The organism is Micromonospora sp. M61, assembly GCF_018070245.1.
Lineage (GTDB): Bacteria > Actinomycetota > Actinomycetes > Mycobacteriales > Micromonosporaceae > Micromonospora > Micromonospora zamorensis.
In genome coordinates this window covers 1-21,631 of the sequence record NZ_JAGPYA010000044.1, presented here as the reverse complement: position 1 = coordinate 21,631, position 21,631 = coordinate 1, and the positions used below count along the sequence as shown (strand labels likewise).

General features: G+C 72.3%; 20 protein-coding genes. 12 read left to right on the top strand and 8 right to left on the bottom strand.

The genetic code is table 11. The features are described 5' to 3' along the window. The first annotated feature begins 20 nt into the window (after positions 1–20). Complete coding sequence (locus KBX34_RS23170) at positions 21–1,019, top strand: aldo/keto reductase family protein (RefSeq protein ID WP_210794971.1); 999 nt, start codon at positions 21–23, stop codon at positions 1,017–1,019. A gap of 53 nt (positions 1,020–1,072) precedes the next feature. Here the strand turns inward: KBX34_RS23170 and KBX34_RS23165 are convergent, their stop codons facing one another. Further along, on the bottom strand, positions 1,073–1,873 hold the full coding sequence (locus tag KBX34_RS23165) for a site-2 protease family protein (RefSeq protein WP_088949469.1): 801 nt from the start codon (positions 1,871–1,873) through the stop codon (positions 1,073–1,075). After that, positions 1,873–2,073: a hypothetical protein gene (locus KBX34_RS23160; RefSeq protein WP_088949470.1), complete on the bottom strand. Its 201-nt coding sequence runs from the start codon at positions 2,071–2,073 to the stop codon at positions 1,873–1,875. The genes KBX34_RS23165 and KBX34_RS23160 overlap by 1 nt, the downstream gene beginning before the upstream one ends. A gap of 212 nt (positions 2,074–2,285) precedes the next feature. Here KBX34_RS23160 and KBX34_RS23155 point away from each other — a divergent pair, with 212 nt between their 5' ends. From KBX34_RS23155 to KBX34_RS23145, 3 genes are all read left to right on the top strand, one after another. Further along, positions 2,286–4,220 (top strand): bifunctional adenosylcobinamide kinase/adenosylcobinamide-phosphate guanylyltransferase, encoded by a 1,935-nt coding sequence (locus KBX34_RS23155; RefSeq protein WP_210926915.1) that lies wholly within the window; start codon positions 2,286–2,288, stop codon positions 4,218–4,220. Further along, positions 4,210–4,983 carry an adenosylcobinamide-GDP ribazoletransferase gene (locus tag KBX34_RS23150; RefSeq protein ID WP_210926934.1) on the top strand — a complete coding sequence of 258 codons (774 nt, stop codon included), beginning with the start codon at positions 4,210–4,212 and terminating at the stop codon, positions 4,981–4,983. Before KBX34_RS23155 ends, KBX34_RS23150 begins: the two co-directional genes overlap by 11 nt. Positions 4,984–5,050: 67 nt before the next feature. Continuing rightward, positions 5,051–6,346: a DUF2314 domain-containing protein gene (locus KBX34_RS23145; RefSeq protein ID WP_088949474.1), complete on the top strand. Its 1,296-nt coding sequence runs from the start codon at positions 5,051–5,053 to the stop codon at positions 6,344–6,346. Positions 6,347–6,438: 92 nt separating this feature from the next. Here the strand turns inward: KBX34_RS23145 and gcvT are convergent, their stop codons facing one another. Next, complete coding sequence (gcvT, locus tag KBX34_RS23140) at positions 6,439–7,569, bottom strand: glycine cleavage system aminomethyltransferase GcvT (protein WP_210926913.1); 1,131 nt, start codon at positions 7,567–7,569, stop codon at positions 6,439–6,441. A gap of 162 nt (positions 7,570–7,731) precedes the next feature. On the opposite strand from gcvT, the gene KBX34_RS23135 reads away from it, so the two are divergent. Continuing rightward, complete coding sequence (locus KBX34_RS23135; protein WP_099856160.1) at positions 7,732–9,306, top strand: leucyl aminopeptidase; 1,575 nt, start codon at positions 7,732–7,734, stop codon at positions 9,304–9,306. A gap of 49 nt (positions 9,307–9,355) precedes the next feature. On the opposite strand, the gene KBX34_RS23130 is transcribed toward KBX34_RS23135, so the two are convergent. After that, on the bottom strand, positions 9,356–9,685 hold the full coding sequence (locus KBX34_RS23130; RefSeq protein ID WP_088949477.1) for a hypothetical protein: 330 nt from the start codon (positions 9,683–9,685) through the stop codon (positions 9,356–9,358). 178 nt (positions 9,686–9,863) lie between these two features. On the opposite strand from KBX34_RS23130, the gene lpdA reads away from it, so the two are divergent. After that, the gene (gene lpdA / locus KBX34_RS23125; protein WP_088949478.1) at positions 9,864–11,255 is read left to right on the top strand and encodes a dihydrolipoyl dehydrogenase; all 1,392 of its coding nucleotides are present in this window, start codon (positions 9,864–9,866) and stop codon (positions 11,253–11,255) included. 67 nt (positions 11,256–11,322) lie between these two features. After that, positions 11,323–13,176, top strand: coding sequence for a 2-oxoglutarate dehydrogenase, E2 component, dihydrolipoamide succinyltransferase (gene sucB / locus KBX34_RS23120; protein ID WP_210926911.1), 1,854 nt, complete (start codon positions 11,323–11,325; stop codon positions 13,174–13,176). Positions 13,177–13,238: 62 nt separating this feature from the next. On the opposite strand, the gene KBX34_RS23115 is transcribed toward sucB, so the two are convergent. Then, a complete protein-coding gene (locus KBX34_RS23115) occupies positions 13,239–14,174 on the bottom strand; it encodes an SDR family NAD(P)-dependent oxidoreductase (protein ID WP_210926909.1) in 936 nt (311 codons plus the stop codon). A 154-nt stretch (positions 14,175–14,328) separates the two neighbouring features. On the opposite strand from KBX34_RS23115, the gene KBX34_RS23110 reads away from it, so the two are divergent. Both KBX34_RS23110 and KBX34_RS23105 read left to right on the top strand, forming a co-directional pair. After that, complete coding sequence (locus KBX34_RS23110; RefSeq protein ID WP_210794987.1) at positions 14,329–15,666, top strand: low temperature requirement protein A; 1,338 nt, start codon at positions 14,329–14,331, stop codon at positions 15,664–15,666. A gap of 92 nt (positions 15,667–15,758) precedes the next feature. Beyond that, the gene (locus KBX34_RS23105) at positions 15,759–16,247 is read left to right on the top strand and encodes a hemerythrin domain-containing protein (RefSeq protein WP_307871477.1); all 489 of its coding nucleotides are present in this window, start codon (positions 15,759–15,761) and stop codon (positions 16,245–16,247) included. On the opposite strand, the gene KBX34_RS23100 is transcribed toward KBX34_RS23105, so the two are convergent. Next, entirely contained in the window at positions 16,237–16,656 is a 420-nt protein-coding gene (locus KBX34_RS23100; protein ID WP_210926907.1) for a MerR family transcriptional regulator, read from the bottom strand. The two genes, KBX34_RS23105 and KBX34_RS23100, sit on opposite strands and share 11 nt — an antisense overlap. A 54-nt stretch (positions 16,657–16,710) precedes the next feature. Here KBX34_RS23100 and KBX34_RS23095 point away from each other — a divergent pair, with 54 nt between their 5' ends. Then, the gene (locus KBX34_RS23095) at positions 16,711–17,709 is read left to right on the top strand and encodes an aldo/keto reductase (RefSeq protein ID WP_210926905.1); all 999 of its coding nucleotides are present in this window, start codon (positions 16,711–16,713) and stop codon (positions 17,707–17,709) included. A gap of 27 nt (positions 17,710–17,736) precedes the next feature. Here KBX34_RS23095 and KBX34_RS23090 read toward each other — a convergent pair whose 3' ends face one another. Beyond that, the gene (locus KBX34_RS23090) at positions 17,737–17,874 is read right to left on the bottom strand and encodes a hypothetical protein (RefSeq protein WP_210794992.1); all 138 of its coding nucleotides are present in this window, start codon (positions 17,872–17,874) and stop codon (positions 17,737–17,739) included. 102 nt (positions 17,875–17,976) lie between these two features. Here KBX34_RS23090 and KBX34_RS23085 point away from each other — a divergent pair, with 102 nt between their 5' ends. Further along, complete coding sequence (locus KBX34_RS23085; protein ID WP_210926903.1) at positions 17,977–18,876, top strand: TIGR01777 family oxidoreductase; 900 nt, start codon at positions 17,977–17,979, stop codon at positions 18,874–18,876. Between the two features lie 198 nt (positions 18,877–19,074). Further along, positions 19,075–19,989: an LLM class flavin-dependent oxidoreductase gene (locus tag KBX34_RS23080; protein WP_210926901.1), complete on the top strand. Its 915-nt coding sequence runs from the start codon at positions 19,075–19,077 to the stop codon at positions 19,987–19,989. 107 nt (positions 19,990–20,096) lie between these two features. On the opposite strand, the gene KBX34_RS23075 is transcribed toward KBX34_RS23080, so the two are convergent. Beyond that, positions 20,097–21,338: a PHB depolymerase family esterase gene (locus KBX34_RS23075; protein WP_210926899.1), complete on the bottom strand. Its 1,242-nt coding sequence runs from the start codon at positions 21,336–21,338 to the stop codon at positions 20,097–20,099. Positions 21,339–21,631: the final 293 nt, after the last annotated feature.

Below are 21,631 nucleotides of genomic sequence, written 5' to 3'. Positions count from 1 at the left end.
ACCGGAGTTAGGGTCGGTACATGGAATTCCGACACCTGGGCCGTTCCGGCCTGATGGTCAGCGAGATCTCGTACGGCAACTGGATCACCCACGGTTCACAGGTCGAGGAGGACGCGGCCTTCGCCTGCGTCCAGGCCGCACTCGACGCGGGAATCACCACCTTCGACACGGCCGACGTGTACGCCGGCACCCGGGCCGAGGACGTGCTCGGTCGGGCGTTGCAGAACGAGCGCCGCGAAGGGCTGGAGATCTTCACCAAGGTCTACTGGCCGACCGGGCCGGGCCGTAACGACCGTGGCCTCTCCCGCAAGCACATCATGGAGTCGATCAACGGCTCGCTGCGGCGGCTGCGCACCGACTACGTGGATCTCTACCAGGCCCACCGGTACGACAGCAGCACGCCGCTGGAAGAGACGATGGAGGCGTTCGCCGACGTCGTGCACTCCGGCAAGGCGCACTACATCGGCGTCTCCGAGTGGAGCGCCGCGCAACTGCGCGCCGCGCACCCGCTCGCCCGGGAGCTGCACATCCCGCTGGTCTCCAACCAGCCGCAGTATTCGATGCTCTGGCGAGTCATCGAGGCCGAGGTCGTGCCGGCCAGCGAGGAGCTGGGCATCGGGCAGATCGTCTGGTCGCCGATGGCGCAGGGCGTGCTCTCCGGCAAGTACCTGCCGGGGCAGCCGCCGCCGGCCGGTTCCCGCGCGACCGACGAAAAGTCCGGCGCGGGCTTCATCTCCCGGTTCATGAACGACGACGTGCTGACCCGGGTGCAGCAGCTCAAGCCGATCGCCGAGCAGGCCGGGCTGAGCATGGCCCAGCTCGCGGTGGCGTGGGTCCTGCAGAACCCGAACGTCTCGTCGGCGATCATCGGCGCGTCGCGTCCGGAGCAGGTGTACGACAACGTGAAGGCGGCCGGGGTCAAGCTCGACTCCGCGCTACTCAAGGCGATCGACGAGATCGTCGAGCCGGTCACCGAGCGGGACCCGTCGAAGACCGAGTCCCCCGCGCAGCGTCCCTGACGCCGCTCCGGGTCGGCCGACGCGAGAGGTTCGCGCCGGCCGGCCCGGTCAGCTCAGCCCTGCCAGAAGCGGATCAGGTCCAGGCCGGTGGCGTAGAGCCAGGACGGCAGGCCCAGGGCATCGCCGACCGCGAAGACCCCGTCGAAGAACCAGCCGCCGATGCGCGGGTTCCACAGCAGCGCGAAGAGCAGGATGAAGCCGTACGGCGCGAACAGGTCGTACATCTTGCGCCACTGTGGGTTGAGCCACGGCTGGATCATGTTGCCGCCGTCCAGACCCGGCACCGGCAGCAGGTTGAGCACGCTCGCGGTGATCTGCAGGAAGGCGAGCAGCGCCACCCCGGCCCAGAACTCCACCGGGCCACCCGCCGACTGGGTGCCGATCCGCACCGCCGCCACCAGCACCAGCGCGAACAACACGTTGGTCGCCGGGCCGGCGAGGCTGACCAGGGTGTGCCGCAGTCGACCCGGGATGGCGTGCCGGTCCACCCAGACCGCGCCGCCGGGCAGGCCGATGCCGCCGAGCAGCACCACCACCACCGGCAAGACGATCGACAGCAGCGGGTGCGTGTATTTCAGCGGGTTGAGCGTCAGGTAGCCCCGGTGGGCGATGTCCCGGTCGCCGGCCCGGTAGGCGACCACCGCGTGGGCGTACTCGTGCAGGCAGAGCGACACCAGCCAGCCGGACACCACGAAGAGGAACACGTTGAACCGGGCATTGCCGTACCCGTTCCAGGCCAGCACCCCGCCGGCCACGAAGAGAGCGACCAGGCCGAGGAAGACCGGGCTGGGCCGGAAGGCCGCCTTGGGCACGCCGAGGACCAGCCCGTCGGCACCCGGCCGGTCGTAGGCCATCACTCGGCCGTGGGCAGCAGGCTCATCCGGTAGTCCACCCGGTCGTCCTCCATCAGCGCGACCGAGGTGACGCCGGACGCCGCGAGCTCCCGCCAGGTCTGACCGATCCAGGATTCGGCGTCGGCCTGGCTGCCGAACGATTCCGCCGGCCCCTCGACCGTCTGACCGTCCGTGCCCTCGTACCGCCAGCTCCACGCCATGCCGCGTCTCCCCTCGCCGCTGAAGTCCCCGTGGGACGAACCCCCGCCAGCGTAGTCGGCCCGGCGCGCAACGGCCCCTCGCTAGCCCCCGCCGGGACCCGCAGGTGGATCAATCCGGTTGGCGGCCGGGCCCGCAGCACCGACGGCGGGTCCTTCGACCACCACGCCGGGCCGGCAGGCACCGCCACCCCCGGCGGCCTTAAGGTACGGGCATGTCCGTAGACGGGTGGAACACGGTCCTGGTGCTCGGCGGTACCCGGTCTGGCAAGTCCGAGTTCGCCGAGTCCCTGGTCACCGACGCGCCGGTGGTCCGCTACGTCGCCACCGCGCCCGAGGGCGACCCGGAGGACACCGAGTGGGCTACCCGGCTGGCGGCGCACCGCGCCCGGCGGCCGGGCAGCTGGACCACCGAGGAGACCACCGAGGACCCGCGCAGGTTGGCCGACGTGCTCGAGTCCGCCGAGCCGAACGAGACGCTGCTCGTCGACGACCTGGGCGGCTGGGTGACGGTGCTGCTCGACCCGGACCACCAGCCCGCTGACGACGTCGCAACGATCGCCGAGCTGGCCGAGGCGCTGCGCGGCTGCGCGGCGCGGGTGGTGCTGGTGAGCCCCGAGGTGGGGCTGTCGTTGGTGCCGACCACCCCGCTGGGCCGGGCGTTCACCGACGCGTTGGGCGCGGCCAACCGTGCGGTCGCCGACGCCTGCGACGCGGTGGCGCTGGTCGTCGCCGGTCAGCCGGTCTGGCTGAAGCCGGCCGCCACCACGATCGCCCAGTCCGTCCCTGCCGCCGCGCCGTCGGCTTCGGCCCGCGTGACCGCGCCGGTCGTCGCGAGCCTGGCCGACGCCGAGCCCACCCCCGAGGTGCAGCTGCCCGACGTGTTGACGCACGCGCCGCCGGCCGCCCCGAACCAGGAGCCCGGCAACCCCTGGGCCGCGCCGACCATGGCACTGCCGATGGTGGCCACCGGGCTGGTCATCCAGCCCGGCATGGAGCTGCCGATGCCCGACGAGTACGCGGGCCCACAGGCGGTGGACCGGCTGGCCACGCTGGACGTACCGGGCGCCGGGCTGGGCGTGCTCGACCGGGTGGTCGGCTTCGCCGCCGGCACCCAGGGCACCTCGACCCCCCGCGCCTGGAGCTCGGTGCGGGTGTTGCTGCTGCACGGCGACCACGCTGGCGGCGGGTCGGCCGGCACCATCGCCGGTGAGTCGGCGCGACGAGCCGCGCAGGCCCGCGCGGGCAAGGGCGCGTTGGCGCGGCTGGCCGCCGAGAGTGGCGCCAGCCTCCAGGTGGTGGACGCCCCGGCCTCCGCCCCGATGGAAGACCAACCGGCGCTCTCACCGGATCAGGTGGAGTCCGCGCTGCGCTACGGCTGGCGGCTGGCCGAACAGGCGGCCGACGCCGGCGTACAGCTGCTGGTCCTGGGGGCGTGCGGAGCCGGCACCGAGGCGGCGGCCGCAGCGGTGCTCGCGGCGACGGCCGGCGCGGAGCCGCCCGCCGTGCTGGGCCGGGTGATCACCGACTCCGGCGAGATCGACGACGCGGCGTGGATGGTCCGCTGCGCGGCGGTACGCGACGCCCTGCACCGCACCCGCCGCTCGTCGCGCGGTGCCAAGGACATCCTGGCCGAACTGGGCGGCGGCGACGTCGCGGTCGCCACCGGTGTGCTGCTCGGCGCCACCGCGCGCCGGGTGCCGGTGCTGCTCGACGGGCCGGTCGGGGTGGCCGCCGGCATGGTCAGCCGGGACCTGGCCGGGCAGGCCCGGCATTGGTGCCTGCTCGCCGACCACGGTGGGCACCCGGCGGTGCGGCTCGCCGCCGACGTGCTCGGCCTCACCCCGCTGCTCGACCTGCGGATGGATCTCGGTGAGGGCGCGAACGCGCTGGTCGCGCTCCCGCTGCTGCGCTCGGTGCTGGCGCTGTCGGCCGCGCTGCCGGTCCACCCGTCGCTCGGCGGCGACGACGAAACGGACCCGGCCGCCGACGAGCCGCAGCCCAGCTACCCCGCCGTGAACGACCCGTACGTGAACGACAGCGACCCGGACCTCGCCGAGCCTGACTTCGCCGAGCCGGAACCGGCCGGGCCGGGCCCGGCCAGCACCGGTGCGGATGAGCAGCCGGCGTCGGGCTGGCGTGCCGGCTGAGTCGCGGTTCCTCGCGGGCACCCGGCTCGCGCTCACCACGTTCAGCACGCTGCCGGTGCGCGCCGGACGGATCGACCGCCCGGTGGCCGGCACCGCGATGGCGCTCGCCCCGGCGGTCGGCGCGCTGCTCGGCGCCCTGCTGGCCGGTGTGCTGCTGCTGACCGGCGCTGTCGCTCCCCCACTGGTGGCCGCCGGTGTGACGGTCGGCGCCGCCGCGCTGCTCACCCGAGGGCTGCACCTGGACGGGCTCGCCGACACCGTGGACGCGCTCGGCTCGTACCGGCGGGGCGCGGCCGCGCTGGAGATCATGAAGAAGCCGGACGTCGGCCCGTTCGGGGTGGTCGCCCTGGTGGTCGTACTCCTGGTGCAGGCGGCGGCGCTGGCCGACCTGGCGGGGCGGTCCTGGCCGGCGTGCGTCGCGGCGGTGGTCACGGCGACCGCCGCCGGGCGGCTCGGCGTCACGGTGGCCTGCCGGCGGGGAGTGCCGGCGGCCCGGCCGGACGGGCTCGGCGCGCTCGTGGCCGGCACCGTCGGCCCGCTGGCCCTGACCGCCGGCGCGATCGCCGTCGCGCTGCTGGCGGTCGGCGCGGTGCCGGGCCGCCCGTGGCAGGGGCCGCTGGCCGTGGCCGTCGCGCTCGCCGTCGCGTTACTGCTGCTCAACCACGTGGTACGCCGGCTCGGCGGGATAACCGGGGACGTTCTCGGCGCGACCGTCGAGGTGGTCACCACGCTGGTCTACCTGGGTCTGGTGCTGTCCGGCTGAACCGGGCGCGGCAGGCCGGGTAGCGTTCGGCTCGACAGCACCGGCACGGCCACCGGGGGAACCAGAAATGCTCATCACGGACGACTTCCTGCCCGTACCGGTGCCGGAGTCGCTCAGCGCGACCTACCTGGTGCCGATGGCGGGGCTGCCGAAGGTCAGCGCGAAGACCGCTGTGGCGGCGCTGACCGGCCGGCTGGCCGAGCCGGTCCACGGGCTGGCCAGGCAGATGCTGGACAGCCCGCTGATGAGCGTCGACACCCGGCCGATCACCGAGTTCCCCGAGCTGCCACCGGACCTGCTCACCGCGTTCGGCGCGACCGAGGAGCAGCTGGCCCGGCTGGCCGCGGCGACCCACCTGGTGGTCGTACAGGCCGAGTACCGGCCGGGTTGGCCGCCCGCGCACGAGTGGGCGGCCCGGGCGGTCGCGGCCGCCGTGGCGGAGTCCGTCGACGGCGACGTGGTGGACGTGTTCGGCCTGCAGTTCCTCGACCCGGCGACCGCGTTGCGCTCACTCCCCGACGAGCAGGGGCGCATCCGGCTGGTCGACTGGGTCCTGGTGCCGTACTCGTCGGACACCGAGGGGCTCTGGTTCACCACCAAGGGGCTGCGCCGCTTCGGGCTGCTGGAGTTGCAGACCCAGGGGGTGCCCGACCACCTCACCCGCGCCTGGGGTGCGGTGATGACCGGTGCGGCACGCCGGCTGCTGCGGGACTGGACCGACGGGCTCACCGGCGAGGAGGTGCCGGCGTTCGTGCAGCTCCCGGTGCTCGCCACCGTCACCGGTCACGACATCGCGGTCGCGTACGGCAACCCGGAGCAGCATGGCGCGACCGCCCCGGTGCTGCTGCGCCTGGAGCTGGACCCGGCGACCGACCCGGAGGCCGACTCGTTCCTCAGCCTGCGCCCACCGGCCGGGCACCCGGGCCCGGACGGGCGCTACTACGCCGCCGCCTGCGCGACCCTGTTCTCCGGGATCCAGCCGGACGTGCGCTACGCCCGCTCGGGTGACGCGATGAGCCGGGCGGTCGCTACCGCCCGGGCCGCGCTGGGTGACGCGCGCGCCCGTTTCGTCGCCGGCCACCTTCCCGCCGAGTCGCAGCTCGTGGTCAAGTACGGCCTGCCCGGCGACGACGGCCCGGAGTACGTCTGGGCGGGCGTCACCTCGTGGGAGGCCCCGGAGCGGATCGTCGGCGTGAGCGCCAGCGACGCCAACACCGACCCGTCGGTCCGCATCGGCGCACCGGTCGTGGTGGAGGCGACCGACGTGGTCGACTGGGCGGTCCTGGACGCGACCGGCGTCATCGAAGGCGGCTGGACCCAGGCCGTCCTGGATTCCGGCGAACCCCCAACCCCCACGCGCTGACCCGCCCCCACTCTTCCCAGTTGATCAAGAGGTTTGCGTCAGAATCTCGTCCGGACGTGACGCAAACCTCTTGATCACCGGGGCGGGGCGGGTTACTTCACTGAGGGGGTTACGAAGGGGGGTTTTGTCAGCTTCAGGGGGGCTCGGCGGCCTCTGATGTCGATCTCCACCTCGTCGCCCTCGGCCAGGTTGGCCTCGGTGTTCAACAGGGCCAGCGCAATGCCCTGCTTGCGGGTCGGCGAGAAGGTGCCGCTGGTCACCTCGCCGACCTGGGTGTCTCCCACGTGCAGGGTCATCCCGGGCCGCGGGATCGCGCGGTCGACGGCCACCAGGCCGCGCAGCGTACGCCGGGGGCCGGCGGCCTTCTCGGCGAGCAGCGCGTCGCGGCCCCAGAAGGCCGGCTTGTCCCAACCGACCGCCCAGCCGGAACGGGCCTGCACCGGGCTGATGTCCAGGGACAGGTCCTGCCCGTGCAGCGGGTAACCCATCTCGGTACGCAGCGTGTCCCGGGCGGCCAGGCCGCAGGCCCGCAGCTCGAACGCCGCGCCCGCGGCGAAGAGCGCGTCCCAGACAGCCACGGCGTGCTCCGCCGGCACCACCAGCTCGTAGCCCAGCTCGCCGGTGTAGCCGGTACGGCAGACGGTCAACTCCATCCCGGCCAGGCTCGCGGCGGAGAAGCTCATGTAGCCGTGCTCGACGGGCAGGTCGAGGGCGGCCAGCAGCTCGGCCGAGCGGGGGCCCTGGACGGCCAGCACGGCGTACGCCTCGTGCTCGTCGGTGACGGTGACCTGCGCGGGCGCGGCGGCGCGCAACCGGCGCACGACCTCGGCGGTGTTCGCGGCGTTCGGGATGAGGAAGACGTGGTCGTCGGCGTACAGGTAGGCGATGATGTCGTCCACCACACCACCGGTGGCGTCGTCGCAGCAGAGCGTGTACTGCGCTCGGCCGGGGCCGATCCGGCCCAGGTCGTTGCTGAGGCAGGCGTTGACGAAGTCGGCCGCGCCGGGGCCGCTCACCCGAGCCTTGCCCAGGTGCGACACGTCGAAGACCCCCACCGCGGTCCGCACCGCGGCGTGCTCCTTGAGCACACCGCCGCCGGCGTACTCCAGCGGCATCTCCCAACCCCCGAAGGGGGCGAACTTGGCGCCGGCGGCGGTGTGCCGCTCGTGCAGCGGGGAACGGCGCAGCCGGGTCGCGGCGGCGTCGGAGGTCACGTCGGTCATGGGTGGCAACTTACCGGGGGCAACGTGGCTGGTTAGCATCGGCGGGAGCCCGCTGGCGCTGTCGGCGGGACAGCCATGACGTCCGGCGGGTAGGTTCCGCCGGAGACCTTCACCGCCGGTACGCGACGCCGCGACCGGCCCGGCCCGCCCGGAGTAGCTTCAGTGACATCACCCCGCACCACCAACCTGAGCCTGGTCGACACCGACCCGGCCGAGCTCGCCGTCGACGCGATCGTGATCGGCGTGCACAGCCAGACCGGAGAGCAGGACGCCACCAGCGGCCTCGCCGGCACCCTGCTGCTCGCCAGCGGCGCGGAGAGCATCGCCGTCGCCTTCGACGGCAAGCTGACCGAGACCCTCGCGCTGCTCGGTGCGACAGGTGGGCCGGGTGAGGTCGTCAAGCTGGCCACGCTGGGCACCGTGACCGCGCCGCTGGTCGTCGCGGTCGGGCTCGGCCCGGAGCCGTCGGGTGCCGCCCCGGCCCCGGAGACGCTGCGCCGGGCCGCCGGTACGGCGATCCGGGCCCTGGCCGGCGCTCCGAAGGTCGCCCTGTCCCTGCCGCTGCCGGACGACGCGGACGCGTCGGCGGAGCTGCGCGCGGTCGCCGAGGGTGCGCTGCTCGGCGGGTACCGGTTCGCCGGCTACAAGACCCGCCCGCAGCCGACCCGGCGGGAGCCGGTCGCCGAGGTGCTCATCGCGGTGCCGGACGCCGGTGACGCGGGCGCCCAGGCGGAGGTCACCCGGGCGCTGGCGGTGGCGGGCGCGGTCCGGACCAGCCGGGACTGGGTGAACACCGCGCCGAACGAGCTGCGTCCGCCGTCGTTCGCCGACGCGGTCGCCGACGCCGCCCGTGCCGCGGGCCTCGGCGTCGAGGTGCTGGACGAGGCGGCGCTGGCCGCCGGCGGGTACGGCGGCATCGTCGCGGTCGGGCAGGGCTCGGAGGCCCCGCCGCGGCTGGTGAAGCTCACCTACACCCCGCAGAGCGGTGGCAACGGCAAGCGGGTCGCGTTGGTCGGCAAGGGGATCACCTTCGACACCGGCGGCATCTCGATCAAGCCGGCGCAGGGCATGTGGGAGATGAAGTCCGACATGGCGGGCGCCGCCGCGGTCGGCGCGGCCATGCTGGCGATCGCCGCGCTGAAGCCGGCGGTGGCGGTCAGCGCGTACCTGCCGATGGCGGAGAACATGCCGTCGGGCACCAGCTACCGGCCGGGCGACGTGATCACCATGTTCAACGGCAAGCGGGTCGAGGTGCTCAACACCGACGCCGAGGGCCGGATGGTCCTGGGTGACGCCATGGCCCGCGCCTGCGCGGACGGCACCGACTACCTGTTCGAGACCTCCACCCTGACCGGCGGCCAGGTGATCGCGCTGGGCAAGCGGATGGCCGGCGTGATGGGCACCCCGGAGCTGTGCGACCGGGTCCAGGCGGTCGGCGACGCGGTCGGCGAGCCGGCGTGGCCGATGCCGCTGCCCGACGACGTGCGCAAGGGCATGGAGTCCGACGTGGCGGACATCTCGCAGGTCAACGCCGGCATGGACCGGGCCGGTCACATGCTGCAGGGCGGGGTGTTCCTGCGCGAGTTCGTGACCGACGACGTGGCCTGGGCGCACATCGACATCGCCGGGCCGGGCTACCACTCGGGCGAGCCGACCGGCTACTGGACCAAGGGCGGCACCGGCGTCCCGGTCCGCACCCTGGTGCAGCTTGTCGAGGACGTCGCCGCCAACGGCTGACGGATTCCCGGAAGGGCCACCTGCGTTGGCAGGTGGCCCTTCCGCACGTTCAGTACTGCTCGGGGCGACGTTTGCGGCGCTCGTTGAAGTCGCGCATCCGCTGCGGGTAGCCCATCAGCCGGACGTCGTACACGGGGATGCCCATCCGGTACGCGAAGCGCCGGGCGCCGTCCGGGCCGTCGATGCGCCGGCGGGTCCACTCCCCATCGTCGGCGATCAGGATGACAGTGGTCTCCGTCACCGTCGTGCGGGGTTCGATGTAAGCCTCGACGCCGCGCCGACTGCGGATGAAGTTCTCCAAATGGTCCAGATCGCCGCGACTGGCAGCGCGGTCATGGCTCGGCACAGCCGTCTGTTTGCGGCGCCGGAACAAGCCCACCGGATCTCTCCCCCATGTTGCGTCATCGACGACGGTGCCAAGGGTACGTGTCGATGACGTGTCGTTGGGCACCTCGGTACGCACCCTGTGCCCAGTGGTGACAAGATGACCGAGGTGGGGTGTGTCCCTGTTACACCTCTGTGACCCCCGATGCAGCGACGCGACCTGGGAGTTGGACGTGAGCGAGCCGAACGAAGCGACCTTCGACATTGTCATTCTCGGAGGTGGCAGCGGCGGCTACGCGACCGCGCTGCGCGCCGTCCAGCTGGGCCTGAAGGTCGCGCTGGTCGAGAAGGGCAAACTCGGCGGCACCTGCCTGCACAACGGTTGCATCCCGACGAAGGCCCTGCTGCACGCCGCGGAGATCGCCGACCAGGCCCGCGAGTCGGAGCAGTTCGGCGTCAAGGCCGAGCTGATCGGCATCGACATGGCCGGGGTCAACTCGTACAAGGACGGCGTGATCGCCCGCCTGTACAAGGGCCTGCAGGGCATGTTGAAGGGCAACAAGGGCATCACGATCGTCGAGGGCCACGGCAAGCTGGTCGGCAAGAACGTGGTCGAGGTGGACGGCAAGCGTTACACCGGCCGCAACATCGTCCTGGCCTCCGGCTCGTACGCGAAGAGCCTGCCCGGCCTGGAGGTCGACGGCGAGCGGATCATCACCAGCGACCACGCGCTCACGATGGACCGGGTGCCGTCGTCGGTGATCGTGCTCGGTGGCGGCGTGATCGGCGTCGAGTTCGCCAGCGTGTGGAAGTCCTTCGGTGTGGACGTGACGATCGTCGAGGCGCTGCCCCGGCTGGTCGCCGCCGAGGACGAGGAGTCGTCCAAGGCGCTGGAGCGGGCGTTCCGCAAGCGGAAGATCAACTTCAAGGTCGGCAAGCCGTTCGAGAAGGTCGAGAAGACCGAGAGCGGCGTCAAGCTGACGATCTCCGGCGGCGAGACCGTCGAGGCGGAGTTGCTGCTGGTCGCCGTGGGTCGCGGCCCGAACACCGCCAACCTCGGGTACGAGGAGCAGGGCGTCAAGATGGACCGCGGCTACGTGCTGACCGACGAGCGGCTGCGCACCAGCGTGCCGAACGTCTACGCGGTCGGCGACATCGTGCCCGGCCTCCAGCTCGCGCACCGCGGCTTCCAGCAGGGCATCTTCGTCGCCGAGGAGATCGCCGGGCAGACTCCGGCCGTGATCGACGAGGTCGGCATCCCGCGCGTCACCTACTGCGACCCGGAGCTGGCGTCGGTGGGTCTCACCGAGGCCAAGGCCAAGGAGCAGTACGGCGCCGACAAGGTCAAGACGTACAACTACAACCTGGGTGGCAACGGCAAGAGCCAGATCCTCAAGACCACCGGCTTCGTGAAGCTGGTCCGGGTCGAGGACGGCCCGGTGGTCGGCGTGCACATGATCGGCGCCCGGGTGGGTGAGCTGATCGGTGAGGCGCAGCTCATCTACAACTGGGAGGCCTACCCGGCGGAGGTCGCCCAGCTCGTGCACGCCCACCCGACCCAGAACGAGGCCCTGGGCGAGGCGCACCTGGCCCTCGCCGGCAAGCCGCTGCACGCGCACGCCTGATCATCCACAACCGCGGCGTCCGGCGACGGGCGAAGATCCCACCAGGGGAATGAAGGAGTCTCAGAAAATGCCGGTATCGGTCACCATGCCCCGGCTCGGCGAGAGCGTCACCGAGGGCACCGTCACTCGCTGGCTCAAGCAGGAGGGCGACACGGTCGAGGTCGACGAGCCCCTGCTCGAGGTCTCCACCGACAAGGTCGACACCGAGATCCCGTCGCCCGCTGCCGGCGTGCTGAGCCGGATCGTGGTCGGTGAGGACGAGACCGCCGAGGTGGGCAGCGAGCTGGCTGTCATCTCCGGTGAGGGCGAGTCGACCGGCGGTGGCGAGGCCGCCCCGCAGGAGCAGGCCCCGACCGAGGAGGTCGAGCCGGCCGCCGAGCCGACGGCCGCCGCCGAGGGCACCGCCGACGAGGTGGCCCAGGACGAGGCGCCGACCGAGGCCCGGACCGAGGCGCCGGCTCCGGCCGCCGCTTCCTCGGGCGAGGGCACCGCGGTGAAGATGCCGGCCCTGGGTGAGAGCGTCACCGAGGGCACTGTCACCCGCTGGCTGAAGCAGGTCGGCGAGACCATCGAGGTCGACGAGCCGCTGCTGGAGGTGTCCACCGACAAGGTCGACACCGAGATCCCGTCGCCGGTCGCCGGCACTGTGCTGGAGATCAAGGTCGCCGAGGACGAGACCGCCGACGTCGGCGCCGACCTGGCGATCATCGGCGTTGCCGGTGCGGCCCCCGCCGAGGCCAAGCCCGAGCCGAAGCCCGAGCCGAAGGCGGAGGCCAAGCCGGCGCCCAAGGCCGAGCCGAAGCCGGAGCCGAAGGTCGAGGAGCCGACCCCCGGCATGTCGTACAACGAACCGGCCGCGGAGACCGAAAGCTCGGCGCAGCCGGCGAAGACCGAGCAGGCCTCGCAGCCTGCCGCGCCGGCCTCGACGCCGCCGCGTCCGTCCGCCCCGGCGCAGGGTGGCGGCGAGGAGGCCGCCGGGTACGTGACCCCGCTGGTGCGCAAGCTGGCCGGTGAGCACGGCGTCGACCTGTCCTCGCTCAACGGCACCGGTGTGGGTGGCCGGATCCGCAAGCAGGACGTGCTGGAGGCCGCCGAGAAGGCGAAGGCCGCCAAGGCCGCCCCCGCTGCCGCACAGCCGGCCGCCGCACCGTCGGCGGCCCCGGCCAAGCCGGCCGAGAAGCCGCAGCCGAGCAGCAAGCGGGGCACCACCGAGAAGCTGCCGCGCATCCGGGCGACCATCGCCAAGCGGATGCAGCAGTCGCTGCACGAGACGGCCCAGCTCACCACCGTGGTCGAGGTGGACGTCACCCGGGTCGCCAGGTTGCGGACGCGGGCGAAGGAGTCGTTCCAGGCCAAGCACGGCGTGAAGCTGTCCTTCCTGCCGTTCTTCGCGCTCGCCGCCATCGAGGCGCTCCAGACGTACCCGATCGTCCAAGCCAGCATGGACCTGGAAGGTGGCACGATCACCTACCCGGCGGCCGAGCACCTGGGCGTCGCCGTGGACACCGAGCGCGGGCTGCTCGTGCCGGTCATCCACAACGCCGGTGAGCTCAACATGGGCGGCATCGCCAAGCGGATCGCCGACCTGGCCGAGCGCACCCGGGCCAACAAGATCACCCCGGACGAGATGGCCGGGGCGACCTTCACGGTGACCAACACGGGCAGCCGGGGCGCGCTCTTCGACACCCCGATCGTGCCGTCGCCGCAGTCGGCGATGCTCGGCACGGGTGCCGTGGTCAAGCGGCCGGTCGTGGTCAACGACCCGGAGCTGGGCGAGGTCGTCGCGATCCGGTCGATGGTCTACCTGGCCATGTCCTACGACCACCGGCTGATCGACGGCGCCGACGCCGCTCGCTTCCTGACTGCGGTCAAGGAGCGGCTGGAGGCCGGCAACTTCGAGTCGGAGCTGGGCCTGGCCTGATCTGCCCGCAACGCCGAGAGGGCGCCCCGGTCGTCGACCGGGGCGCCCTCTCGTGTGCGTCCTCAGGCCTTGAGCAGCGCGGTCGACACCTTCCAGAGCCGCTCGGCGGCCTCCGGGTCCAGCGCGTACGCGGCGACTCCCGTCCGCCCGCCGGGCTGGGCGGGGGCAGCCTCCTGACAGTCCTCGAAGTAGCGCCCGCCCACACCGTCGAGCAGTGGCGACGTGGCGACCAGCACCGAGGTGGCGGCGCCCTGTTCGACGGTCTTCCAGGCCGCCGCGTTGCCCGCGCGCAGCCGGTCCAGTTCCTCCTCGCTGACGTAGCGCTGGAGGTTGGTCCGGATCGCGCCGGGCATCAGCGAGTTGGCCGTGATGCCGTCGTCGGCCCAGAGCCGGGACGCCTCGACGGCGAACAGCACGTTGGCCGTCTTGGACTGCCCGTACGCCTGCCACGGCTCGTACTCCCGCTGGTCGTACTGGATGTCGTCGAAGACCACCGGTGAGCGCAGGTGGGCGGCGGAGCTGACCGAGACGATCCTGGCCCCGTCGCCGGACGCGAGTGCCGGGCGCAGCCCGGTGGCGAGCGCGAAGTGCCCGAGGTGGTTCGTGGCGAACTGCATCTCCCAGCCCTGCGGGGTGCGGGACAGGGGCGCGGCCATGATGCCGGCGTTGTTGACCAGGATGTGCAGCGGTCCGTCCCAGTTGGCGACGAAGTCGGCGATCGAACCCTGGTCGGCGAGGTCGAGCGGGGCGACCAGGACGCGGTCGTTGCCGGTGGTGCCGGTGATGTCGTCGGCGGCCTTGTGGCCGGCGTCGGGGTTGCGGACGGCCAGGGTGACCTCCGCGCTGGCGCTGGCCAGGGCGCGGGCGGTTTCCACGCCGATGCCGGACGACCCGCCGGTGACGATCGCCCGCCGACGGACGAGGTCCACACCCCGGATCACGTCCATGGCCGTGGAGGTATGGGCGAACGAGGTGGTGATCGGGTTGTTCGTCGTCATGATCCATCCTTGTCCAGGGTGGGTCGGACCGACCGGCCCGCTGCCGGAGGCGGTAGTCCCGGTGTTTTCCCGAGCCGGACCGGAGGTAACGCCGGACACCGTCGCCATCGCCGTTCAGGCCTCCGAGCAGGCCGGACGCTGCCAGAGTGGGATCGTGGGCGGCTACCGGCGGGGTGGACAGCTGGGACCGGCCGTCCCGATTGCTCCCGGTGCCCGGGTGGACAAGTTCGAGGTCTTCTTCGACCTGGTCTTCGTCTTCTCGTTCTTCATCATCACGCGGGCGACCGCCGCCAACATCTCCGGCCGGCAGCTGTTGCATGCCGCTCTGGTGCTCGCCGTGCTCTGGTGGATCTGGGTGGTGCACAGCCTGGTGGCCACCCGGGTCCGGCTCGGCGAGGGCTACGTCCCGGTGCTCATGGTGATCGCGATGGTCGCCCTGTTCGCGTTCGCGCTGGCGCTGCCGCAGGCCTTCAACGACCCGAAGGGGAGCGCCGCCGGCCCGATGCTGGTGGCCATCAGCTACGTCGTGGTCCGCGGCATCCACTGGATCCTCTACCAGCATGTGGTGCGGGACAGCCCGCAGGAGCGGCGGCAACTGCGGCGCTTCGCCCCGGAGCTGGCGGTGAGCATCGTGCTGCTGCTGGCCGCCGCGCTGATTCCGCCACAGATCACCAACCCCGACCAGGCCGCCATGGTCCGCGACGGGCTGTGGATCACCGTGGTGGTGGTGCAGTACGCCACCGGCTTCATCGTCGGCACCTGGGGCTGGGGGGTGACCAGCGCCGAGCACTGGACGGAGCGCTACGACCTCATCCTGATCATCGCGCTGGGCGAGTCCATCATCTCCACCGGGGTGGGCGGCAACTTGCTCGGCAAGCCGGTGACCTGGCCGGCGGTGGCTGCCGCGGCGCTCGGCATCGTGGTCACCGCCGCCCTGTGGTGGGCGCACTTCGACTTCATCGGGCCGGCCGCCCGGATCGCCCTGCACGCGGCGGAGGGCGCCCCCCGGGTGGCCATGGCCCGCGACGCGTACGCGTACCTCTACCTGCCGATGATCGCCGGGGTGATCCTCTTTTCCATCGGTAACGAGGAGGTTCTGCACAAGATCACTGATCCGGCCGGCGGGATCGCCGAGAAGGTCGAGGGACCGGCCGTGCCGATGCTCTTCGGCGGGTTGATCTGCTACTTCGCCGTCAACCTGTTGTTCCAGCTGCGCACCCTGCACACCGTCAGCTGGACCCGCGTCGGCGTCATCGTGGTGCTCATCGCGGCCCTCCCGGTCGGTCAGCACCTGCCGGCGCTGGGCGCGCTCACCCTCGCGACAGTGATCTGCGTGGCGCTGGTGGCCGTGGAGGTGATGGTGATGTCGGATTCCCGGCACGCGTTGCGCTCCGCCGTCTTCCAGGAGCGGACCAGCCACGAGGCCCACGAGGCCGCCTGGCGGGCGCGCTGGCACGACGTCCGGGAGACCGACGAGCCAACCACGCCGTGATCGGTTCGGGATAGACTCCGGCGCAGCGTCGCGGTGTACCCGGCACGAAGGCCGCCGTGGGCATGGAGGCGCGGGGACAGCATGGGACAAACGTGCACCCGACCGGTTCACCGGCCGACCGGCTCGCCGCCGTCGGCAATCAAATGATCGAGATCCACCTCTGGCTCAGGGCGGAACTGACCCGTCTCCGGGCAAACCTCGACGCCCCGTCCCGGGACCTGCGGGCGCACTGCCTGACCTTCTGCGCCGCACTGGGCCGACACCACACCGGCGAGGACGCGGGCGCGTTCCGGCTGCTGGCCGAGCAGGTCCCCCAACTACGCCCGGTCATCGCGAACCTGATCACCGATCACGAGGTGGTGGCGGGGATCCTGGAGCGGGTCGAGGCGCTGCTCGCCGGCGACACGGCGGTGCCCCTCGCCCAGGTGCGCGGCGAGCTGGACGGGTTGGCCGCCCTGTTGGAGTCGCACTTCCGTTACGAGGAGAAGCGGTTGGTCTCCGCGCTGAACGCGCTCACCGGCCGGCCCGGGACGGCCGAGGAACTCCTCGGTCTGACCGTGCCTCCGCAGGTCACCGACTGACGGCTGGGCCGGGCCGGGTGGCGGTGGGCCGCTCGGCCTCCGGCGCCGGCCCGGGCAGCCGCTCGTAGAAGCGGATCTTCTCCCGCAGGTGCTCGTACTGGCGGCTCAGCAGGAGCATCTGCTCCTCGACCCGAACAGCGTGCTGTTTCAGCAGCTCCCGCCGCTCGTCGACGGTGTGGTCGCCTTCGCGGGCCAGCTCCGCGTAGCGGCACATCTGGGCGATCGGCATCCCGGTGTCGCGCAGACAGCGGAACAGCACCAGCCAGCCGAGGTCGTCGTCGGTGAAGACCCGCTGACCGCCCGTCGTCCGGCCCACGTCGGCGAGCAGGCCGATCTTCTCGTAGTAGCGCAGGGTGTCGAGGCTGAAGCCGCTGCGGCGGGCAGCCTCCGCGGGGGCGTAACCGCTCATGTCGAGATCGTAGTGCTTGACCTGGAGCACACTCCAGGTTGGAGGCTGGTGACCATGACGACGACACGAACGCTGGGACGCAGCGGCATCGAGGTGAGCGCGATCGGGATGGGGTGCTGGGCGATCGGGGGCCCGCTCTGGGGTGACGGTGGGCAGCCGTTCGGCTGGGGCGAGGTCGACGACGACGAGTCGATCCGCACCATCCACACTGCAATCGAGCTTGGGGTGACCCTGTTCGACACGGCCAGCAACTACGGCGCCGGGCACAGCGAGCGGATCCTCGGCCGGGCCCTGGCCGGCCGGCGCGACAGCGCGGTGATCGCCACCAAGTTCGGCAACGTCAGCGAGGAGGCCACCCGGCGTGCGCTCGGCACCGACGCCAGCCCGGCCTTCGCGGTACGCAGCCTGGAGGACTCGCTGCGCCGCCTCGGCACCGACCACGTCGACCTCTACCAACTCCACCTCAACGAGCTGCCGGTGCCCGCCGCGCTGGATCTGGTCGACACCCTGGAGGCCCTGGTCGACCAGGGCAAGATCCGGGCGTACGGGTGGAGCACCGACAACCCCGCCTCGGCGGAGGCGTTCGCGGCGGCCGGCCCGCACTGCGCCGCCATCCAGCACGACGAGTCGGTGCTGCGCGACAACGCGGCGGTGCTGGCGGTCTGCGACAGCCACGACCTGGCCAGCCTCAACCGCGGGCCGCTGGCGATGGGGCTGCTCACCGGGTCGACCCGGGCCGTCGGGGCGGACGACGTGCGCGGGCGGGCGCCGGAGTGGCTGGAGTGGTTCACCGACGGCCGGCCGACACCCCGCTGGGCGGCCCGGGTGGAGCAGGTCCGCGCCGCGCTCACCGCCGACGGACGGACCCTCGCACAGGGCGCGCTGGGCTGGCTGCTGGCGCGCAGCCCGCGTACCGTGCCGATCCCCGGCCTGCGCACGGTGGCCCAGGCCGAGGAGAACCTGGCGACCCTGACGCTCGGCCCGCTGAGCGCCGAGACGTACGCCGAGGTGGAGCGACTGCTCGCCGACCTGCGCCCGGCCCACGCGGCCTGACCGCCGCGGCCCTCGCCCCGGGCGCCGTCACCGGAAGTCGTCCGCGTGCTCGGCGGCCCACTGCCGGAACGTGCGTCCGGGGCGTCCGGTCACCTGCTCGACGTCCGGGGCGACCCAGCCGTTGCCGTCGGGATGGCGCCCCATCTCCAGGAACCACTCGATCACCTCGGTCGGGTAGTGGGTTCCGTCGCGAATTCGTTCACCGGAACGCCCCGCCACCGGCGGCCCCACGCATCTCCCGGTGGCGTTCTGGACGAAGATGGGGGTATGCGCATCCTTCTGGCCGGCGCGTCCGGCTTCCTCGGCACCCGGCTGGCCGACCGGCTCACAGCGGACGGGCACCAGATCACCCGGCTGGTCCGTCGCCCGCCGCGCGACCCGCAGGAGCGGCGGTGGGACCCCGCAGCCGGGCAGCTCGACCCGGCCGTGGTCGCCGAGGCGGACGCGGTGATCAACCTGGCCGGCGCGGGCGTTGGCGACAAGCGCTGGAACGACGACTACCGGCGGTTGATCCGGACCAGCCGGGTGGACAGCACCACCACACTGGCGACCACCATCGCCGGGCTTCCCGCCGCCGACCGACCACGGGCGTTGCTCAACTCCTCGGCCGTGGGGTGGTACGGCAACACCGGTGACCGGGCCGTCGAGGAGGACGCACCGGCCGGCGAGGGCTTCCTAGCCGACGTCTGCCGGGTGTGGGAGGCCGCGACCCGGCCAGCCGAGGACGCCGGGGTACGCGTCATCCGGATGCGCACCGGCCTGCCACTGGACCGCGACGGCGGATTGCTCAAGCCGCAGCTGTTGCCATTCAAGCTGGGCATCGCCGGCCGGCTGGGCAGCGGCCGGCAGTGGCTGCCGTGGATCTCGTTGGCCGACTGGCTGGGCGCGACCCTCTTCCTGCTGGACCACGACGAGGTCGCCGGCCCGGTCAACGTGGTGGGGCCGAACCCGGTGACGAACGCCGAGTTCACCCGCGAGCTGGCCCGACAGCTGCACCGTCCGGCGATCATCCCGATCCCCGCACTGGCGCTCAAGGTGGCCCTCGGCGGCTTCTCCCACGAGGCCCTGACCAGCACCCGCGTCCTCCCCGGCGTCCTGACGAGAGCCGCCTACCGCTACCAGCACCCCACCCTCCCCGAAGCCCTCCAGGCGGCCCTGACCCCCTGACCCGAGCCCCGCCGCCGTTCGCGTTGATCATGAAGTTGTTGTCACCCGCCTCGGCGTGTCGTGGCAACAACTTCATGATCAGCAGGAGCCGGGGGCGCCGGCGGAGCCTCGGCCCGCCTGCCCCCGGATGGTTCGGCCCTCGGCAGAATCGGCGGCCGGCAGGTCGCCGGTGGGCTGGCGTGGGCCGATGCTGGACCAATGGCGACCTTCTCCCTCCAGGCCACCCCGACCGACGCGACGAGCTGGGCCGAGCTGGCCCGCCGGGCCGAGACCGCCGGCTTCGACGCCCTGCTCGCCGCCGACCACCCCGGCGACGTGACGTCACCGTTCGTAGCGCTGGCCGCCGCCGCCCCGGTCACCTCGACGATCGGGCTCGGTTCGTACGTGTCGAACCTCGGCGTACGGGAACCGATGCTTCTCGCTGCCGACGTGGCAACCCTCGACCTGATCTCCGGTGGTCGGGCCCGGCTCGGTGTCGGCGCCGGTCACACCCCGGCGGAGTGGCGCGCGGTGGGCCGGGAACGCCCCGACGTGGCCGGCCGGGTCCGCCGTTGCGTGGCCGTCGCCGAGGCAGTCCGCGCCCTGCTCGACGGCGCCTCGGTCACCGTCGACTCGGCCGAGCTGACGATGCGCGAGGCGGTGCTGCGCGAACCCCGGCCGGTGCAGGACCGGATCCCGCTGACGATGGGTACGGCGAACTCGACGCTGCTGCACTGGGCCGGCGCGCACGCCGACGTGGTCGGGCTGACGGGGTTCGGGCGTACCCTCGCTGACGGCCACCAGCACGAGGCGCGGTGGCGGGCCGACCAGATGGAGGCGCAGCTGGCCTGCGTGGCAGCCGGCGCGGCCGGCCGGACCGACCCGCCGGCGCTGGAGGCGCTGGTGCAGACCGTGGTGGTCACCGACGACGCGGAGGCTGCCGCCGCGGAGCAGGCCCGGCGCAACGGTATGACCGCCGCCGAACTGCTGGCCACCCCGTTCGTGCTGATCGGCACGGTGGACGAGATCGTCACAGCGGTCGCCGAGCACGAACAGCGCTGGGGGGTGACCCGGTTCGTGGTCCGCCGCGACGCGTTGGATCCGCTCACGCCGGTCCTGGCCCGGCTGGCCTGAGCCCGCGCCGACGGCCTGCGTCGGCCACCGTGTTGATCAAGAGGTTTGCGTCAGATCCCGCCTTCTGGATGACGCAAACCTCTTGATCAACAGGGCCTGGCGCGTGGTCAGCAGCCGATCACCCAGTAGTTGGGGGCGGTCTGCTTCAGAGCGCTGGTGTAGAAGGTGTTGTAGAGGCCCATCCGCTGGTTGGAGCCGTTCGCGTAGGCGTAGCCACCGGACTGGTACGCCCGACCGGCCACCACGTGCGCGTAGTTGCTGGCGGTCACGCAGGTCACCGGCGTGGTCGGGGTCGGCGTCGGAGTCGGGGTCGGCGTGGCCGTGGGGGTGGGGGTCGGCGTGGCCGTCGGGGTGGGGGTCGGGTTGGTGCCGCCGCCGTTCAGGCCGAAGAAGAGCGCGTCACGGTACGTCGAGCAGATGGTGTCCAGGAAGTACGCGCCGGCGGTGCCACACTGCTCGGCTGCGGAACCCGGGTCGACCGGAGTGCCGTGGCCCATCCCGGAGACCCGGTAGAGGCGTACGTCGTCGTTGCCGTACACCTCCAGGCTGGTGTTGCCGGGCAGCGACGAGGTGCTGCTCGGGGTCTGCGAGACCCCCCGCACGTTGGTCCACTGGTCGCGGGACTCGGTGCCGTTGAGCGGGGTGACGGTGGTGTCCGAGGTGCCGTGCCAGATGGCCACCCGGGGCCGCGGGCCGGTGTAGCCGGAGTACGCGCCACGGACCAGGTCGCCCCACGCGGCCGGGGTCTTGTCCGCGCCCGGGTTCATGCAGCTGAACGCGTTGACCATGCTGGTGGCGCAGCGGTAGGGAATCCCCGCGATGATCGATCCGGCGGCGAAGACGTCCGGGTAGGTGGCAAGCATGACCGCGCTCATCGCCCCGCCCGCGGACAGGCCGCTGACGAAGACCCGGGAGCCGTTCACCCCGAAGTTCGCCTTGGCGTGGTCGACCATCTGCTTGATCGACAGCGCCTCACCCTGACCGCGGGTGGTATCGCCCGACTCGAAGAAGTTGAAGCAGGAGTTGGCGTTGTTGCCGGACGGCTGCTGGGCGACGATCAGCGAGAACTTCCACTGTTCGGCGTACTTCTGCCAACCGGAGTTGGCGAAGTAGCCGGACGCGTTCTGGGTGCACCCGTGCAGGAGGACGACCGCCGGGGAGTTGGCCGGCAGGTTGTCCGGCCGGTAGGCGTACATGGCGAGGTTGCCGGGGTTGGAGCCGAACCCGGTGACCTGGGTGAGGGTGGCGGCCTGGGCGGGGGCGGCGATGGCGACCGCTCCGGCCAGGGCGAGGGCGAGCCCGGCGAGCCCGCCGATCAGGCGGGTGATGGTGGACGAGGAGCGGCGCACGGCGGCCTCCAGAGGGGGCGGACTGTGAACTGGGTCACGGTCGAATTGCCGTGACGTTACGACGATGTGTCGCCGCGATGACATAGGGCACGCTCACACATTCACGACGGACACTGTGTACGCCAGACCGTCGACGTGGCGGGCCGAATCCGTCCCCAACGGTCCTGTCCTTGCAGGTCTGACCGGCCCGTCCAGGTCCGGTTGGTAACGTCCGCTGCGTGCCGTCCTCCCCGTCGCTGGCCACCGGGCCCGCACCAGCGTCACCGCCGCGCGTCGTCCGGGACCGCCGGGCC

Excerpts from the sequence above, each read along its gene's own strand:
- KBX34_RS23170 (WP_210794971.1), top strand. The coding sequence starts at position 21 with ATGGAATTCCGACACCTGGGCCGTTCCGGCCTGATGGTCAGCGAGATC.
- KBX34_RS23165 (WP_088949469.1), bottom strand. The coding sequence starts at position 1,873 with ATGGCCTACGACCGGCCGGGTGCCGACGGGCTGGTCCTCGGCGTGCCC.
- KBX34_RS23160 (WP_088949470.1), bottom strand. The coding sequence starts at position 2,073 with ATGGCGTGGAGCTGGCGGTACGAGGGCACGGACGGTCAGACGGTCGAG.
- KBX34_RS23155 (WP_210926915.1), top strand. The coding sequence starts at position 2,286 with ATGTCCGTAGACGGGTGGAACACGGTCCTGGTGCTCGGCGGTACCCGG.
- KBX34_RS23145 (WP_088949474.1), top strand. The coding sequence starts at position 5,051 with ATGCTCATCACGGACGACTTCCTGCCCGTACCGGTGCCGGAGTCGCTC.
- gcvT (WP_210926913.1), bottom strand. The coding sequence starts at position 7,569 with ATGACCGACGTGACCTCCGACGCCGCCGCGACCCGGCTGCGCCGTTCC.
- sucB (WP_210926911.1), top strand. The coding sequence starts at position 11,323 with ATGCCGGTATCGGTCACCATGCCCCGGCTCGGCGAGAGCGTCACCGAG.
- KBX34_RS23115 (WP_210926909.1), bottom strand. The coding sequence starts at position 14,174 with ATGACGACGAACAACCCGATCACCACCTCGTTCGCCCATACCTCCACG.
- KBX34_RS23100 (WP_210926907.1), bottom strand. The coding sequence starts at position 16,656 with ATGAGCGGTTACGCCCCCGCGGAGGCTGCCCGCCGCAGCGGCTTCAGC.
- KBX34_RS23095 (WP_210926905.1), top strand. The coding sequence starts at position 16,711 with ATGACGACGACACGAACGCTGGGACGCAGCGGCATCGAGGTGAGCGCG.
- KBX34_RS23085 (WP_210926903.1), top strand. The coding sequence starts at position 17,977 with ATGCGCATCCTTCTGGCCGGCGCGTCCGGCTTCCTCGGCACCCGGCTG.
- KBX34_RS23080 (WP_210926901.1), top strand. The coding sequence starts at position 19,075 with ATGGCGACCTTCTCCCTCCAGGCCACCCCGACCGACGCGACGAGCTGG.